The sequence below is a fragment of the Paracoccus yibinensis genome (genome assembly GCF_030846195.1).
Taxonomy (GTDB): domain Bacteria; phylum Pseudomonadota; class Alphaproteobacteria; order Rhodobacterales; family Rhodobacteraceae; genus Paracoccus; species Paracoccus yibinensis.
Map to the genome: position 1 here is coordinate 608213 of NZ_JAVCWH010000003.1, position 15571 is coordinate 623783.

The 15571-nt window shown below is 65.0% G+C and carries 13 protein-coding genes; 8 read left to right on the top strand and 5 right to left on the bottom strand.

The features are described from left to right. Positions 1–87 precede the first annotated feature (87 nt). Both RAH32_RS10090 and phbB read left to right on the top strand, forming a co-directional pair. Entirely contained in the window at positions 88–1260 is a 1173-nt protein-coding gene (locus tag RAH32_RS10090) for an acetyl-CoA C-acetyltransferase (protein WP_306607649.1), read from the top strand. An 82-nt stretch (positions 1261–1342) separates the two neighbouring features. Continuing rightward, entirely contained in the window at positions 1343–2068 is a 726-nt protein-coding gene (gene phbB, locus RAH32_RS10095; RefSeq protein WP_306607651.1) for an acetoacetyl-CoA reductase, read from the top strand. A gap of 72 nt (positions 2069–2140) precedes the next feature. On the opposite strand, the gene RAH32_RS10100 is transcribed toward phbB, so the two are convergent. The 3 genes from RAH32_RS10100 to RAH32_RS10110 are packed head-to-tail and all read right to left on the bottom strand — an operon-like array spanning position 2141 to position 3326. Further along, the gene (locus RAH32_RS10100; RefSeq protein ID WP_306607654.1) at positions 2141–2305 is read right to left on the bottom strand and encodes a YdcH family protein; all 165 of its coding nucleotides are present in this window, start codon (positions 2303–2305) and stop codon (positions 2141–2143) included. Between the two features lie 60 nt (positions 2306–2365). Further along, positions 2366–3124, bottom strand: a complete 759-nt coding sequence (locus RAH32_RS10105; RefSeq protein ID WP_306607655.1) for a tRNA1(Val) (adenine(37)-N6)-methyltransferase — start codon at positions 3122–3124, stop codon at positions 2366–2368. Continuing rightward, on the bottom strand, positions 3117–3326 hold the full coding sequence (locus RAH32_RS10110; protein WP_103172163.1) for a putative signal transducing protein: 210 nt from the start codon (positions 3324–3326) through the stop codon (positions 3117–3119). The genes RAH32_RS10105 and RAH32_RS10110 overlap by 8 nt, the downstream gene beginning before the upstream one ends. A 75-nt stretch (positions 3327–3401) precedes the next feature. On the opposite strand from RAH32_RS10110, the gene RAH32_RS10115 reads away from it, so the two are divergent. The 4 genes from RAH32_RS10115 to RAH32_RS10130 all read left to right on the top strand — a co-directional run bounded on the left by RAH32_RS10115 (position 3402) and on the right by RAH32_RS10130 (position 10769). Then, positions 3402–4403, top strand: a complete 1002-nt coding sequence (locus RAH32_RS10115; protein WP_306607657.1) for a polyprenyl synthetase family protein — start codon at positions 3402–3404, stop codon at positions 4401–4403. 241 nt (positions 4404–4644) lie between these two features. Continuing rightward, positions 4645–6048, top strand: coding sequence for an ammonium transporter (locus tag RAH32_RS10120; RefSeq protein ID WP_306607760.1), 1404 nt, complete (start codon positions 4645–4647; stop codon positions 6046–6048). 158 nt (positions 6049–6206) lie between these two features. After that, on the top strand, positions 6207–8459 hold the full coding sequence (locus tag RAH32_RS10125; protein WP_306607658.1) for a transglycosylase domain-containing protein: 2253 nt from the start codon (positions 6207–6209) through the stop codon (positions 8457–8459). Between the two features lie 201 nt (positions 8460–8660). After that, positions 8661–10769 (top strand): calcium-binding protein, encoded by a 2109-nt coding sequence (locus RAH32_RS10130; RefSeq protein WP_306607660.1) that lies wholly within the window; start codon positions 8661–8663, stop codon positions 10767–10769. Positions 10770–10787: 18 nt separating this feature from the next. Here the strand turns inward: RAH32_RS10130 and RAH32_RS10135 are convergent, their stop codons facing one another. Both RAH32_RS10135 and RAH32_RS10140 read right to left on the bottom strand, forming a co-directional pair. Beyond that, positions 10788–11390: an MlaC/ttg2D family ABC transporter substrate-binding protein gene (locus tag RAH32_RS10135; RefSeq protein WP_373429695.1), complete on the bottom strand. Its 603-nt coding sequence runs from the start codon at positions 11388–11390 to the stop codon at positions 10788–10790. Continuing rightward, positions 11380–12081, bottom strand: a complete 702-nt coding sequence (locus tag RAH32_RS10140; protein WP_306607662.1) for an MlaA family lipoprotein — start codon at positions 12079–12081, stop codon at positions 11380–11382. The genes RAH32_RS10135 and RAH32_RS10140 overlap by 11 nt, the downstream gene beginning before the upstream one ends. A 195-nt stretch (positions 12082–12276) precedes the next feature. On the opposite strand from RAH32_RS10140, the gene RAH32_RS10145 reads away from it, so the two are divergent. Further along, positions 12277–14028 carry a type I secretion system permease/ATPase gene (locus RAH32_RS10145; RefSeq protein ID WP_306607664.1) on the top strand — a complete coding sequence of 584 codons (1752 nt, stop codon included), beginning with the start codon at positions 12277–12279 and terminating at the stop codon, positions 14026–14028. Beyond that, the gene (locus RAH32_RS10150) at positions 14025–15533 is read left to right on the top strand and encodes an HlyD family type I secretion periplasmic adaptor subunit (RefSeq protein ID WP_306607666.1); all 1509 of its coding nucleotides are present in this window, start codon (positions 14025–14027) and stop codon (positions 15531–15533) included. The genes RAH32_RS10145 and RAH32_RS10150 overlap by 4 nt, the downstream gene beginning before the upstream one ends. The last annotated feature ends 38 nt before the right edge of the window (positions 15534–15571 follow it).

A 15571-nucleotide genomic window follows, 5' to 3' on the forward strand; every position in this document is an offset into this window, starting at 1 on the left:
TTTCGGGCGATCTGCTTGACGCCACGGCACGAACTCGCATCCTGTCCCTGATTCGCCAGTCATCTGGCTCAAGGGAAGGAGCTTATCGTGACCAAAGCCGTTATCGTTTCTGCCGCCCGGACCCCGGTCGGCAGCTTTATGGGATCGTTCGCCAATACCCCGGCGCATGACCTGGGCGCCGCCGTCCTGGCCGAGGTCGTGGCCCGCGCGGGCATCGACACGGCCGAGGTCGACGAGACCATCCTGGGCCAGGTTCTGACCGCAGGCCAGGGCCAGAACCCCGCCCGTCAGGCTCATGTCAAGGCGGGCCTGCCGCAGGAATCGGCTGCCTGGGGGATCAACCAGGTCTGCGGTTCGGGCCTGCGCGCCGTGGCGCTTGCCGCGCAGCATGTGATCCTGGGCGATGCCAAGGTCGTTCTGGCGGGCGGCCAGGAAAGCATGTCGATGTCCACCCATGCCGCCTATCTGCGCGCGGGTCAGAAGATGGGCGACATGCAGTTCATCGACACGATGATCCGCGACGGGCTGTGGGACGCCTTCAACAATTACCACATGGGCACCACGGCGGAAAACGTGGCGCAGAAATGGCAGATCAGCCGCGACCAGCAGGACGAATTCGCCCTTGCGTCGCAGAACAAGGCCGAGGCCGCGCAGAAGGCGGGCCGCTTCGATGACGAGATCGTTGCCTTCACCGTGAAGACCCGCAAGGGCGACACGGTTGTGGACAAGGACGAATACATCCGCCACGGCGCGACCATCGACGCCATGCAGAAGCTGCGCCCTGCCTTTTCCAAGGACGGCTCGGTTACGGCGGGCAACGCGTCCGGCCTGAACGACGGCGCGGCGGCGGTGATGGTCATGACCGAGGACGAGGCGAACCGCCGCGGCCTGACGCCGCTGGCGCGCATTGCGTCTTGGGCCACGGCGGGCTTGGATCCGGCCATCATGGGCACCGGCCCGATTCCCGCCAGCCGCAAGGCCTTGGAAAAGGCGGGCTGGTCCGTTCAGGATCTGGACCTGGTGGAAGCCAACGAGGCCTTTGCCGCCCAGGCCTGCGCGGTCAACAAGGACATGGGCTGGAACCCCGAGATCGTGAACGTGAACGGCGGCGCCATTGCCATCGGCCACCCGATCGGGGCCTCGGGCTGCCGCGTCCTGAATACCCTGTTGTTCGAAATGAAGCGCCGCGACGCGAAAAAGGGCCTGGCAACCCTCTGCATCGGCGGCGGCATGGGCGTCGCCCTTTGCGTCGAACGCTAGGCGAAATGGCGCGCAATGATGTTGCGCGCCATCTTCTTGCCTTGTAGCAATATTTCAGGAACGATTTCACGGGGGAGGATCAATGTCCAAGGTTGCACTTGTCACCGGAGGATCGCGCGGCATCGGCGCGGCGATTTCCAAGGCGCTTCAAGAAGCTGGCTATACCGTCGTCGCCACCTATGCGGGCAATGACGACGCCGCGAAGGCCTTCACGGAAGAAACCGGGATCAAGACCTACAAGTGGTCGGTCGCCGACTATGACGCCTGTGCCGATGGCATCAAGCGGATCGAGGACGAGGTCGGCCCCATTGCCGTTCTGGTCAACAACGCTGGCATCACGCGGGACGCGATGTTCCACAAGATGACCCCCCAGCAGTGGAAAGAGGTCATCGACACCAACCTGACAGGTCTGTTCAACATGACCCATCCGGTCTGGTCGGGGATGCGCGACCGCAAGTTCGGCCGGATCATCAACATCAGCTCGATCAACGGGCAGAAGGGCCAGGCGGGCCAGGCCAATTACTCGGCGGCCAAGGCGGGCGACCTGGGCTTCACCAAGGCGCTTGCCCAGGAAGGCGCACGCGCGGGCATCACCGTCAACGCGATCTGCCCCGGCTATATCGCGACCGAGATGGTCAAGGCCATCGACGAGAAGGTGCTGAGCGAACGCATCATCCCGCAGATCCCGGTGGGCCGCCTGGGCGAGCCCGAGGAGATCGCGCGCACCGTAGTCTTCCTGGCCTCGGACGAGGCGGGCTTCATCACCGGATCGACGATCAGCGCCAATGGCGGGCAGTATTTCGCCTGAACCCTGCGGGAAGAAGAAACACGGCCCGCGCTGATCGCGCGGGCCGTTTAAAATCTGTAACCGTTCAACAGGTTAGTGGGACAGTCGGGAAATCTCTTCCTTGAGACGAAGTTTCTCGCGCTTCATGGCCTTGATCTGCATGTCGCTGGATCCAGGGCTTCTTTGTTCTCGTTCAACGGCCTCGGAAAGCACCTGGTGTTTCTTGCGCAGTTCCTCGACGTGGGAAGCAACCGACATCGCGTCCTCCTGTATAGGTTGAGTCGAACAGGGCGATTGCAGCACAGGCCTGCGATTCTGTCACGAGCCTTTTGCAAACAAGGGCGTCAGCGGCAGACCCTCGCGCAATATGGCTGACGCAGCGTCAGTCAGGTCTTCGCGATCGCCCGCATGGGTCGGTTCGCGGTGCATGACGAACGGGGCCAGCAGCCGCAACGGTCCGCGCGCGCCCTTCTGTGCCTGGACGATCACGCGCCCTGCCTCGCGCCCTGTGCGGCCCGCGACAGGCAGGATGGTCACGGACCCGGCGCGATCCGCCAGGGCAGACAGGATCGCATCCAGCCGGTCGGCCCGCTGGATCAGCGTCACTATGCCGCGGGGCGTCAGACGGCGCAGGGCCGCATCGATCCAGGCGGCCAGGGGCGTATCCTCGCGTCGCGCAACGGCCCGGCCCCCATCGGGTGCCGGTGTGCCACCCAGGAAGTAGGGCGGGTTGGCAATCACATGCTCGAAGACCTGCGCCCTGAGGACGGCAGGCGGCCGGGCCACATCGCCTGTGATGACCTCCATCAGGATGCTGTTCGCGGTCGCATTGCGCCGCGCCAGGTCGGCATAATCCGCCTGCGCCTCCAGGCCCACCAGCCGCAGGTCCGGCACCCGCCATCCCAGGCACAGGCTTGCCACCCCTGCCCCGCAGCCCAGTTCCAGCACAGATTGCCCCCCCAACGCCGGACAGGCCGCCGCCAGCATCACCGCATCTGCGCCGGACCGGAAGCCACGCCGGGGCTGGGCAATCCGCAACCGGCCGCCCAGAAAGCCGTCGCTGGTCAGGTCACTCATCCAGGCCGGCATCGCGCAGGATCGCGCGGGCCATGAATTCGTCCCGGTCCGCCACCATCAGCCGCTGCGGCAGGATGCCAAGCGAGCCCTCCAGCACGCTCATGTGCTGGTCCATCGGAAAGGCCGGGATCCCCTCGTCCTCCAGCAGGCCGATAGCGCGGGACATGCGGACGGGATCGTTGCTGCGGAACAGTTCTTTCATGGCCGGAACGCTAGGCGGCGGTTGCGCAATTGTCGAGGGCGTGGCAAGGGACGACGCGGTAAAGAGGATAAGGTGATGGGTGTGCAGGAAAACGTCCAGAAACCGCTGGATCGGCTGTCCGAGGCGCTGCTGCCTGAGATGGAGGCGGTGAACGCCCTGATCCGCGACCGCATGTCCAGCGAGAACGCCCCCCGCATCCCCGAGGTGACGGCCCATCTGATCGAGGCCGGGGGCAAGCGGCTGCGGCCGATGCTGACCCTGGCCGCGGCCCAGATCATGGGCTATGGCGGGCCATTCCACATCCATCTGGCCGCGACGGTCGAATTCATCCACACCGCGACCCTGCTGCATGACGACGTGGTCGACGAAAGCCGCCAGCGGCGCGGGCGTCCGACCGCAAACCTTTTGTGGGACAACAAGTCCAGCGTCCTGGTGGGCGACTATCTGTTCGCGCGCAGCTTCCAGTTGATGGTCGAACCCGGCAACCTGCGCACGCTGGAAATCCTGTCGAACGCCGCCGCCACCATCGCCGAAGGCGAGGTGCTGCAACTAACCGCCGCCCAGGATCTGCGCACGGACGAGAACATCTATCTGAAGGTCGTGCGGGGCAAGACCGCCGCCCTGTTCTCGGCCGCGACCGAGGTGGGCGGCGTCATCGCCGGTGCGCCGGCCGACCAGGTGCGGGCGCTGTTTGATTACGGCGACGCCCTGGGCATCGCGTTCCAGATCGTCGATGACCTGCTGGACTACGGCGGCGCCACGGAAACCATCGGCAAGAACGTGGGCGACGATTTCCGGGAACGCAAGCTGACCCTGCCGGTCATCAAGGCCGTGGCCCGCGCCACGCCCGAGGAACGCGCCTTCTGGTCGCGCACTATCGAGAAGGGCGACCAGCGGGACGGCGACCTGGAACAGGTGCTGTCCCTTCTTGCCCATCACGGCGCGATGGAGGCCGCGCGCACCGATGCGCTGCTGTGGTCAGCCACCGCCAAGGCCGCCCTGGCCAAGCTGCCGCCGCATCCGATCCGCGACATGCTTTCGGATCTGGCCGATTTCGTGGTCAGCCGCGTCGCATAAGGCCCAGCGGCCGGTTTGATCGCCAAATCAGCGGCTTCGCCGCAGGTCTTGCAACGCTGGCGAGCATGGCGAAACCATACCCTGCCCGATTTTCAGGCTTGATCCCCCCGGACCGCCCAATTGCCGGGCAGTCCCTGTCTGACCCCCGCGCCGCCTTGCCTGATGCCTGTGCAAGCGTGGCAAAGCCGCCCAATCAAGGGGCGTCGGCGGCGTCCGGTGCCGCATGGAAGGGGATTCGATGATGAAAAGGGCTGCTCCCTTTATTGCCACAGCCGCGCTTTTGCTTGCGGCGCCTACATTCGCGCAGGACGCCGCGGTCGCGGTCGAGGCTGCCGCGCCGGTGCCCGACAAGGGCGACACGACCTGGATGCTGATCTCGGCCATCCTGGTGATGATGATGACGCTGCCCGGGCTGGCGCTGTTCTATGGCGGGCTTGTCAGGGCCAAGAACATGCTGTCGGTGCTGATGCAGGTGCTGACCGTGTTCAGCATGATGGCGATCCTGTGGGTGGCGTTCGGATATTCGCTGGCCTTCACCGGTGCGGGCACGGCCGAGGACGTGACCTTCTTCACCCCCTATATCGGCGGACTGTCCAAGATGTTCCTGGCGGGCGTCGGCACCGATTCCGTGGTCGAGGGCTTTACCGCCGGCGTGGTGATCCCGGAACTGTCCTTCGTGATCTTCCAGATGGCCTTTGCCTGCATCGCCTCGGCGCTGATCGTGGGCGCCACGGCGGAACGGCTGAAGTTCAGCGCGATCCTGATGTTCGTGGTGATCTGGTTCTTCTTCTCGTACCTGCCGATGGCCCACATGGTCTGGTGGTGGGGCGGGCCTTCCGCCTATGACGCCCCCTCGGGGCTGCTGTTCGGGCATGGCGCGCTGGACTTCGCGGGTGGCACCGTCATCCACATCAACGCGGGCGTTGCAGGCCTGGTCGCCGCAATGGTTGCTGGTCCCCGCCTGGGCTATCGGCGGGAACTGCTGGCGCCCCACAACCTGTCCTTCACCCTGGTCGGCGGCTGCCTGCTGTGGATCGGCTGGTTCGGCTTCAATGCCGGTTCGAACCTCGAGGCCAACGGCCTGACGGCGCTGGCGATGATCAACACCGCCGTTGCCACCGCCGCGGGCGTGCTGGCATGGTCCTTCGGCGAATGGGCCTTCCGCGGCCATCCCAGCCTTCTGGGCGGTATTTCGGGCGCCATCGCGGGCCTGGTGGGCATCACCCCGGCGGCGGGCTTCGTGGGCCCCATGGGCGCCATCGCCATCGGCCTGATCGCGGGCCTTCTGTGCATGTGGTTCGTCATCAGCATGAAGCCGCGCATGGGGATCGACGACAGCCTGGACGTGTTCGGCATCCACGGCATCGGCGGCATTGTCGGCGCCATCCTGACGGGCGTCTTCGCGGCACCGTCGCTGGGGGGAACGGGCGTCTTCGACTATGGCGCGAACACGGTCGCCGAATTCTCGATGGGCGGCCAGGTTTATGCGCAGACCCTGGGGGTGGTGATCGCGGTCGTCTGGTCGGGCCTGGTGTCCTTTGTCGCCATCCACATCGTCAAGGCGCTGATCGGGTTGCGGGTAACGGATACGGACGAACGCCAGGGCCTCGACATCACCACGCATGGCGAAAACGCCTATAACTGAAGGTCGGACCCAAGCCAGGAAAGGCCCGGTGACGGCCGGGCCTTTTTCATGCGCAAATCACGGATTGGTGCGGGCAATTCCCCTTTGGCGATTCTTCGTGTAGGGTGCCGCACAATTTGGCCGGTGAACGGCCTGGGCAGAAACGCAGGCATCTACGCATGAAACGACCGACCGGCACCCCGAAGCGCACGGGCCGCAGCCCTATTGCCGACAAGCGCGCCCCCGCGCCCGAGGCGAAACCCCAGGTCCGCCGCCACAAGGCCCCGGTCCGGCGGGGCAATGTGGTCATGCGCACCATTGCGGGAACCGTCGGTCTGGTCTGGCGCATCCTGTGGGGGTCGCTGTGGCGCCTGGCCATGGTCATGGTCCTGATCGTCGGCGGGGCCACTGCCTATTTCTATGCCACCCTGCCCGAACCCGAGGCGCTGTTCGACGCGCGCGCACGGGGGTCCGTCACCATGCTGGACACCAACGGCAAGGTCTTCGCCTGGCGCGGCGAAACCTATGGCGCGGTCACCAGCGAGAAGATCGCCCCGGTCCTGAAGGAAGCCGTCATGGCGACCGAGGATCGGCGCTTCAACTGGCACCTGGGCGTGGATCCGATCGGCATCGCCAGCGCCATCAAGATCAACCTGTCCGAAGGCCGCGGCGCGCTGGAAGGCCATGGCGGTTCGACCATCACCCAGCAGGTCGCGAAACTGCTGTGCCTGGGCGATACCTTCGACCCGATCCGCTGGAAGAACGAGGCCGAGTTCGAACAGGACTGCCGCGTGACCAGCCTGTGGCGCAAGATCAAGGAAGTCCCCTATTCCTTCGCCCTGGAAGCCAAGTATTCCAAGGACGACATCCTCAACATTTACATGAACCGGTCCTACATGGGCGGCGGCGCGCGCGGGTTCGAGGCCGCGAGCCAGCGGTATTTCAACAAGCCCGCATCCGACGTGAACGCTTCCGAGGCCGCGATGCTGGCGGGCCTGTTGCAGGCGCCCAGCTATTTCGCGCCGACTGCGAACCTGAAACGCGCCCAGGATCGCGCCAATGTCGTCCTGGGCCTGATGGGCGAGGAAGGCTATCTGACCGAGGAGGAGGTCGCCCAGGCCCGCGCCAATCCCGCGCGCCTGTCGCAGGCGGCCGAGGCGCGCGCAGGCGGCTACTTCGCTGATTGGGTTATGGAGTCCGGTCCCGGTTTTCTCACCAGCGAGACGACCGAGGACGTGACGATCCGCACCACCTTCGACCCGCGCATCCAGACGGCGGCGGAACGGGCGCTGAAGCGCATCTTCGACGAAAAGGTCAGCGACGGCAGCAAGGCCGAGGCCGCGGTGGTCGTGATGTCCGCCGACGGCGCCGTCCGCGCCATCATCGGCGGGCGCGACACCACCGTGAACGGCGCCTTCAACCGCGCGGTCCAGGCCAAGCGCCAGACCGGCTCCAGCTTCAAGCCCTTCGTCTATGCCGCGGCGCTCGAAGCGGGCTACGGTCCCGGCGACCGCGTCGAGGACGGGCCGCTGACCATCCGCATCCCCGGCGGCAAGCCCTGGTCGCCGCAGAACTATACCCGCCGCTATTACGGCAACGTGACGCTGACGACCGCGCTGAAGCAGTCGCTGAACACCGCCACCATCCGCCTGCAAGAGGCCGTGGGCCGCGACACCGTGCGCCGCATCGCCCATGACTTCGGCATCGTCAGCAACCTGACGACCAGCCCGTCCCTGGGGCTGGGCGCATCCGAAGCCACGCTGATGGAACTGACCGGCGCCTATGCGGGCATCCGCAACGGCGGCACCTCGGTCGCGCCTTATGGCCTGGTGGAACTGCGCATCGCGGGCGACGACCAGCCGCTGATGGGCCAGTCGGGCGGCATGGGCCAGCGCGTCATCAGCCAACGCGCGGCGGGCCAGCTGATCTACATGATGCAGCAGGTCATCGACAGCGGCACCGGCGGGCGGGCGAAGATGGGTTCGCGCCCCGTGGCGGGCAAGACCGGCACCACCAGCAGCTATCGCGACGCCTGGTTCGTGGGCTTTTCCGAACAATATGTGGTCGGCGTCTGGATGGGCTATGACGACAACACGCCGCTGAAAGGCGTGACCGGCGGCGGGTTGCCCGCCGAGATCTGGCAGGCGGTGATGACCGACATCCACGAAGGGCTGCCGGAACTGCCGCTCTCCACCGTTTCGCCCGACGGCAGCGGGATCCTGTTGTCGAACGACGGCGCGCCGAAGGTCGTAACCTCGGGGTCGGCCGACGATCCGCTAGCGGCGGCATTGGCAGGTGCGGTAAATTCGGCCAATCCCGCGCCAGGCGTGCCGACGCAGGTGACGGCACCGCAGACCCGGGGCGACAGCAGCACGGCCAGTTCGGATGATGCGCTGAGCCGGGCGTTGAATGGGATCCTGGGGGGGAACTGATCCTGCACTATGCAGGGTTCGTTAACCACTTAGATACATTAGCAGTTGATTGAGCACTTTGCAGTTGCCTGATCCTCTCAGGCAATGCTTACATGCACATGTCTTGGAAGGCAGACCCGCGTAAGCGGTAGGAATACCTGTATTCACTATCATTTTTCTGTTGTGGCATCCGCCGACCGTCTTCTTTCATTGGTGCTTTGAATGTCAACATCCTTCTCTCCAGTGCTGACCAGTCTGACGCTGCCTACTGTCATTGACCTGAATAGCGGATGGTGGTTTTCAACTGTTGGCGCCAGTGTGCAATCGTACCTTGGTGTCGACAGCCTCATTATTTGGCTTGATCGCGAAGTTATTCAATCAACAATCATCGGATCATCTAACACAGAACTTGATCCATATGCGTTCTTTTCACTTTGGGGCTTTGGCAATGACGATTGGACAGATGGCAATTCATCCAGCAACTTTGCTTTTCCTTATGTAAATTTTAATGGCCTCTTGGATATTATAAAAATAGAAATCACAGACAGTCTGGGGCAAGAGTGGACCTATACGAACGATGATCTTCGGGCGCTCGGCTTTCAAACATCAATGACAATCATCGGGGGCTATGAATATGTTCCCGACACCTATGCCACACTTTCGATCCCGGACATCATAACCCTTCGCGAAGGCCAAGACGTTACTGTCAACTTGAGTTTCCTAGGGCTGACTAGCCATAGTGCAAGCTGGACCTACTACACGACTACTCAGGGTGGAACCGCTGGTGCCGCCGACATAGGCGCGCTGTCCGGCAGCGGCTCTTTCTATGTCAGCAGCACCTTTCCCACCTCTGAAAGGGATACCTTTACTGTATCCGCCACCCGCGATGGCATACAGGAAGGCACGGAAACGGCGTATTTGGTCGTAGACTTGGGCTATAGCTCTGTCGGCTTCGAAGACGGCGGCAGCCTCAAGGTCATCGAAATCCAGATCCTCGACAATAACCTGACCACGGGCGGCACCGGGAATGACGTCCTCTACGGCACAAGCGCAGCCGAGAATTTGACCGGGGGCGCGGGCAACGATACCTATCATCTCACCTCAGGCGACACGGTGGTCGAACTCGCCAATGGCGGAACCGATACCGTCAACGCCGGCTTCACCCACACCCTTGCCGCGAATGTCGAGAACCTCACGCTCACCGGCAACGCCGCGATCAATGGCACGGGCAACCTGCTGGCCAATCGCCTGACCGGGAACGGGGCCGCGAACCATTTGGCCGGCGGCATCGGCGCCGACAGCCTGTTCGGGAACGGCGGCAACGACACCCTGCTGGCCGGGATCGACAATGACCTGCTGGACGGAGGGATCGGCAACGACTGGCTGGACGGCGGTGCCGGGACCGATACCCTGCGCGGCGGGGCGGGCGATGATGTCTATGTCCTGGACAGCGCGGCGGATGTGATTGCCGAAGCGATGGGCCAAGGGACCGACACGGTCCGCGCCACGTTCAGCACGACCCTGGGATACCAGCTTGAAAACCTGACCTTGCTCGGCACCGGCAATCTCAATGGCATGGGCAATGGCCTGAACAACATCCTGACCGGAACTGCGGGCGCGAACCGGCTGGAGGGTGGGGCGGGCAACGACACCCTGACGGGCGGCGACGGCGCGGACTGGCTGGACGGCGGCACGGGCATCGACCTGCTGCGCGGCGGGGCGGGCAATGACATCTATATCGTGGACAATTCCGGCGACCAGGTGGCCGAGGCTGCGGGACAGGGCATCGATCTTGTGCGGGCCAGCGCCTCGTTCAAACTGTGGACGGAGGTCGAAAACCTGATCCTGACAGGGAACGCCGCCATCAGCGGGACGGGTAATGCGCTGAACAACAGCCTGACCGGCAATGCCGCGGCCAACCTGCTGATCGGTGGGGCCGGGAACGACATCCTGAACGGTGGGGGCTGGCAGGACACGATCAACGGCGGTGCGGGCACCGATCAACTGGCCGGTGGCCTGGACGCAGCACGGGACGTGTTCATCTTCAACGCCCTGTCCGACAGCGCGGTGGGTGCGGGCCGCGACCGCATCACGGACTTGCGCACGGGCGTGGACGACATCGACCTGCGCGCCCTGGATGCCGATACCCGGATTGCGGGCAACCAGGCTTTTGATTTCTCGGGCACGACGGCTGCCGCCAATTCGGTCTGGTATCTCAAGGCGGGCGCGAACCTGTTGGTCCGGGCCGATGTCACCGGCGACAAGGTGGCCGATTTCGAAATCGCGGTTCTGGGGCAAAGCGCCCTGAGCGCGGGCGATTTCCTGCTGTGATGGTCCTTGCAGGCGGTGCTATCCCGCCGCCTGCAAATCAGCCGTCAGTCCCGCCAGGTCGCCGCGCCGGGCGGTCAGCATGGCGCTGATCTCGGCGCGTTCGCTGGCCAGCATGTTCACGCCTTCAATGATGATGTTGAAGAACTTGTCGCGGCCCGACTTGTCCGACACATGCCATTCGACCTCCATCGGGGCGCGGCCGTTCAGATAGGCGACCGAGGTGACGGCATAGAAGCTTTTCAGCGGACGCGCGCCCGTCACCTCGATCTTCGATCCGATGAATTCGCGGAACCGCTTGCCGTATTTGCGGCCGATATAGCCCTGAAACGCCTGCGTATAGGCAGCCAGCGCGGCAGGGTCAGCCTGGCGCGCGGCGGGGCCAAGGGCGGACCGGGCGATCACGTCCACATCGGCATAGCGGGCAAAGATCGATTCGAAGTCGCGATACATCTGCGCGGGCGGCTTGCCGGAATTGATGACGCCGTAAACCTCGCCCAGGGCGGTGTCGATCAGGGCATGGGCATGGTTCGAATCCAGCGCCCAAGCCCCGCGCAGGGGCGCCATGCCCAACGCGGCGGCACCGCCCAGCAGCATCAGGACGCCGCGCCTGCTATTCTGCATAGGGGTCGATGGCATCATCGGCAGTCTCGGCATATGGGTCAATCTCGGTCCCCTCCTCGTTCAGTTCATGGCGGCGGTGCATCAGATAGATCAGCCGCAACTGGGCATAGCTATCCGCACTGTCTTGCAGAACACTATCCACCGTGTCGCCGAACCGCGCCCGATCACCGGCTTTTGAGGCCGTCCGTAAGCCAAAAGCCGCCCATGCGCCGTCGCTGTTCAGCAGGTGATAGACCGGGTCGATGACCAGATCCACGACCTTGCCCACGGCGTCCCGCTGGGTCGATGGACCCAGGATCGGCAGTTCAAGATAGGCTCCTTCGGGGACGCCCCAGACGGCCAGGGTCTCGCCGAAATCGGTATCCTGTTCCGGCAGTCCGAAGTCCTGGCCGGCAGGATCGAGCAGACCCCCGATTCCGATTGTCGTATTGACCGCAAAGCGGAAAAAGTTCTTGATCGCAGGTTCGGGGCGGCCTTGCAGCACGCTGTTCACGACCTTGCCGGGCAGCGACAGGTTCGATCCGGCATTGATGACCAGATCCATCACGCGCCCCTTCCCTTGTGCCCCATCGTCCGACGAGGCGAGCCGCGCCACGGGGGCGATCACCCGTTGATCGAAGGCCTTGTTGAAGGCATGAACACGGCGGTTTTGCTGTTCAAAGGGGTCGTTGACGCGAATGCCGTCCTGCATCACAGGTTCCGACGCGCAGCCCGCCAGAATCACACTCAGGGCCAGCGGAACGACAAGGGACAAGGGACGCAAAGGATCTCCTAACCTTTTCGGAATAACACAGGGGGCATGACAGTAGGCCAGCAAGGATCGCATACTGGCGTGCAGGCCCTGCGGCAAGGCCGCCATGACGGCGGAACATGAAGGATGAATGGAATGAGCAAGTCGCCCGCGTTTCAGGATGGCGCCAAGGAACTGCGCAAGGCGCGCGCCACGGGCTTGCCCCTGTTCGGCGCGGTCGGGCTGTTTTCGGCCGTCGTGAACCTGCTGATGCTGACTGGCCCGCTGTTCATGTTGCAGGTGTATGACCGGGTTCTGGCATCACGGTCGGTCGAAACGCTGACGGCGTTGTTCGTGCTGGTGGTGTTCCTGTTCCTGTTGATGGGCTTCGTGGATTTCATTCGCGCCCGCGTCATGCAGCGCATTGCCGCGCGATTTCAGGACCGGCTGGAAGGGCGGGTCTTCACCGCCGCCCTGCGCGAGGGGGCGATTTCCGGCGACGAATCGGCGGTGGCCGCCAGCGGGATGCGCGATCTGGACACGGTCCAGCGGCTGATCGCCTCGCCCGTGCTTCTGGCCGCCTTCGACCTGCCCTGGGCGCCGCTGTTCCTGGCGGCGGTCTATATCTTCCACCCGCTGCTGGGGATCGTGGCGACCGTCGGTGGGGCGATCCTGGTGGTGTCCACCCTGGCCAACCGCACGCTGACCAAGGCGCCCTTGCAGCAGTCCACCACCGCCTCGGCGCAGGCGCAGCGCATGGCCGATCTTTATCGCGACGAAGGCGAGGTGATCGGCGCTCTGGGAATGCGCGGGGCCACCTTTGCCCGCTGGCGAAAGGCCCGGGCCGAGGCGCAGGAGCAGTCCGTCAGGGGTGCCGATCTGCAGTCGGGCTTTACGGTCTTTTCCAAGACCTTCCGGCTGTTCCTGCAAAGCGCCATGCTTGCCGCCGGGGCCTGGCTGGTCCTGCAGCAGGCCGTTACCCCAGGCGCGATGATCGCCAGCTCGATCATGATGGGCCGCGCGCTGGCGCCGGTCGAACAACTGGTCGGCGGGTGGCCCATGGTTCAGGCATCCCAGGATGCCTGGGAGCGCCTCGCCCGTCTGTTGTCGCGCCAGCCCGCGCAGGTTAACCACACCCCCCTGCCCCGCCCGGATGCCGTAGTCGAGGTGCGCCAGCTTTCCGTCGCGCCTCCGGGACAGAATGTCGCCACCGTGCGCGGCGTGTCCTTTGCGATCGCGCCGGGGCAGGCCCTCGGGGTGATCGGGCCGTCGGGCGCGGGCAAATCGACGCTTGCCAAGGCATTGATCGGTGCCTGGCCGGTCGGGGCCGGGTCGATCCGCCTGGGGGGCGCGACGCTGGATCAATACGACCCCGACGTGCTGGGCACCATGATCGGCTATCTGCCGCAGCAGGTGACGCTGTTCGACGGGACGATTGCCGAAAACATCGCCCGCCTGTCGCCCGACATGGACCCGGCCCGCGTGGTGCGCGCGGCGCAGGCGGCGGCGGCGCATCAGATGATCCTGGATCTGCCGCAGGGTTATGACACGCGCATCAGCCAGGCCGCAGGCCGCCTGTCGGGCGGGCAGATCCAGCGGATCGGCCTTGCCCGTGCCCTGTATCCCGACCCGGTGATGCTGGTGCTGGACGAGCCGAACTCGAACCTGGACAACGAAGGCTCTCTGGCGCTGAACGCGGCGATCCGGCGGGTCAAGGCACAGAACGGCTGCGTCATCATCATGGCGCACCGGCCTGCGGCCATCAACGAGTGCGACCTGCTTCTGGTCATGGAACAGGGTATCCGCCGCGCCTTCGGGCCTCGCGACAAGGTCTTGCAGGAAATGGTGCAGAATTCAGCGCAGATCCTGAAATCCCAGGAAGCCGGCCGCGTAGGGGGCGTATCATGAGCGACGAGAACCAAAAGCCCGAAGGCGGGCAGAACCCCACCCCGCGTCCCACGGGCATCCAGACGGGCATCCTGTCCAGCCGCATCGCACCCCCCGCCGACGCGCCGATCCCCGGCCCTGCCGCATCCCGCCAGCCGACCGAGGCGCAGCCCGCCCCCCCGGTCCAGCCGCCCGCACCCCCTGCGCCGCCCCGGCCGATCACGCCGCCCGATCCGTCCCGCTGGTCGGTTCGCGGCGCGCTCTGGACCGGGCTGATTGCCATTGTCGTTCTGCTGGGCGGCTTCACCGTCTGGGCGATGGAAAGCCGCATCTCGGGGGCCGTCGTGGCCAGCGGACAGGTCGAGGTCGAACAGCAGCGCCAGATCGTCCAGCACCCGGACGGCGGCGTGGTCGAGGAGATCCTCGTCAAGGACGGCCAGACGGTCGAGGCGGGCCAGCCCCTGATCCGCCTGGACGGCAGCCTGCTGCAAACCGAACATGCCATCGTCGAAGGCCAGTATTTCGAAATCCTTGCCCGCCGCGGAAGGCTCGAGGCGGAACGAGCGGATGCGGAAACCATGGAAATTCCGCAGGAGCTGCTGACCGCCGCCGAAGGCGATGCCGATCTGCAAGCCCTGATCGAGGGCCAGCGCAGCCTGTTCGACACCCGGCGCGACACCCTGCGTCAGTCGATCGAGCAGCTGGAAAAGCAATCCGAACAGGTCCGCCAGCAGGTCGAGGGCATCGACGCGCAGATCGTCGCCCTCAACCGCCAGCGTGAATTGATCGGAGAGGAGCTGGAGGACCAGCAATCCCTGCTGGATCGCGGCTTGGCGCAGGCGTCGCGGGTGCTGGCCCTGGAACGTGAGGCTGCAAGCCTGGACGGCCAGGTGGGCGAACTGAAGGCCAGCCGGGCCGCTGCGGAAACCCGTCAGACCGAACTGGACATCCAGCGGCTGCGCCTGGGCGCGGAACGGCGCGAGGAAGCGGAAACCGAGTTGCGCGATCTGGGCTATCGCGAACTGGAACTGGCCGAACGCCGCCGCAGCCTGACCGAACAGATCAGCCGCCTGGATATCCGCGCCCCGGCGGCGGGCGTCATCTACAACATGCAGGTGACGACCCCCCGGTCGGTGGTCCGTCCGGCCGACCCGGTTCTCTATGTGATCCCGCAGGACCGTCCCCTGGTCGTAAGCGCACGCCTGGCGACTATCAATGTGGACGAGGTGCAGGCCGGCCAGCCGGTGGTGCTGCGTTTTTCGGCCTTTTCATCGCGCACCACGCCGGAAATCGACGGCGTGTTGGGCCGGGTGTCGGCGGATGCGTTGATGGATGAGGCGACGCGGATGCCCTATTACCGCGCCGAAGTCACGATCCCGGCCGAACAGCTGGAGAAGCTGGGGGATCTGGCCCTGATCCCCGGCATGCCGGTCGAGGTCTTCATCCAGACGGGCGAACGCAGCCCCATGGCCTATCTGGTCAAGCCGCTGGCGGACTACTTCAACCGGGCATTCCGGGAAAGCTGACGGCGTGGGGGGCCAGCCCCCCATGCCCCCCCGGGATA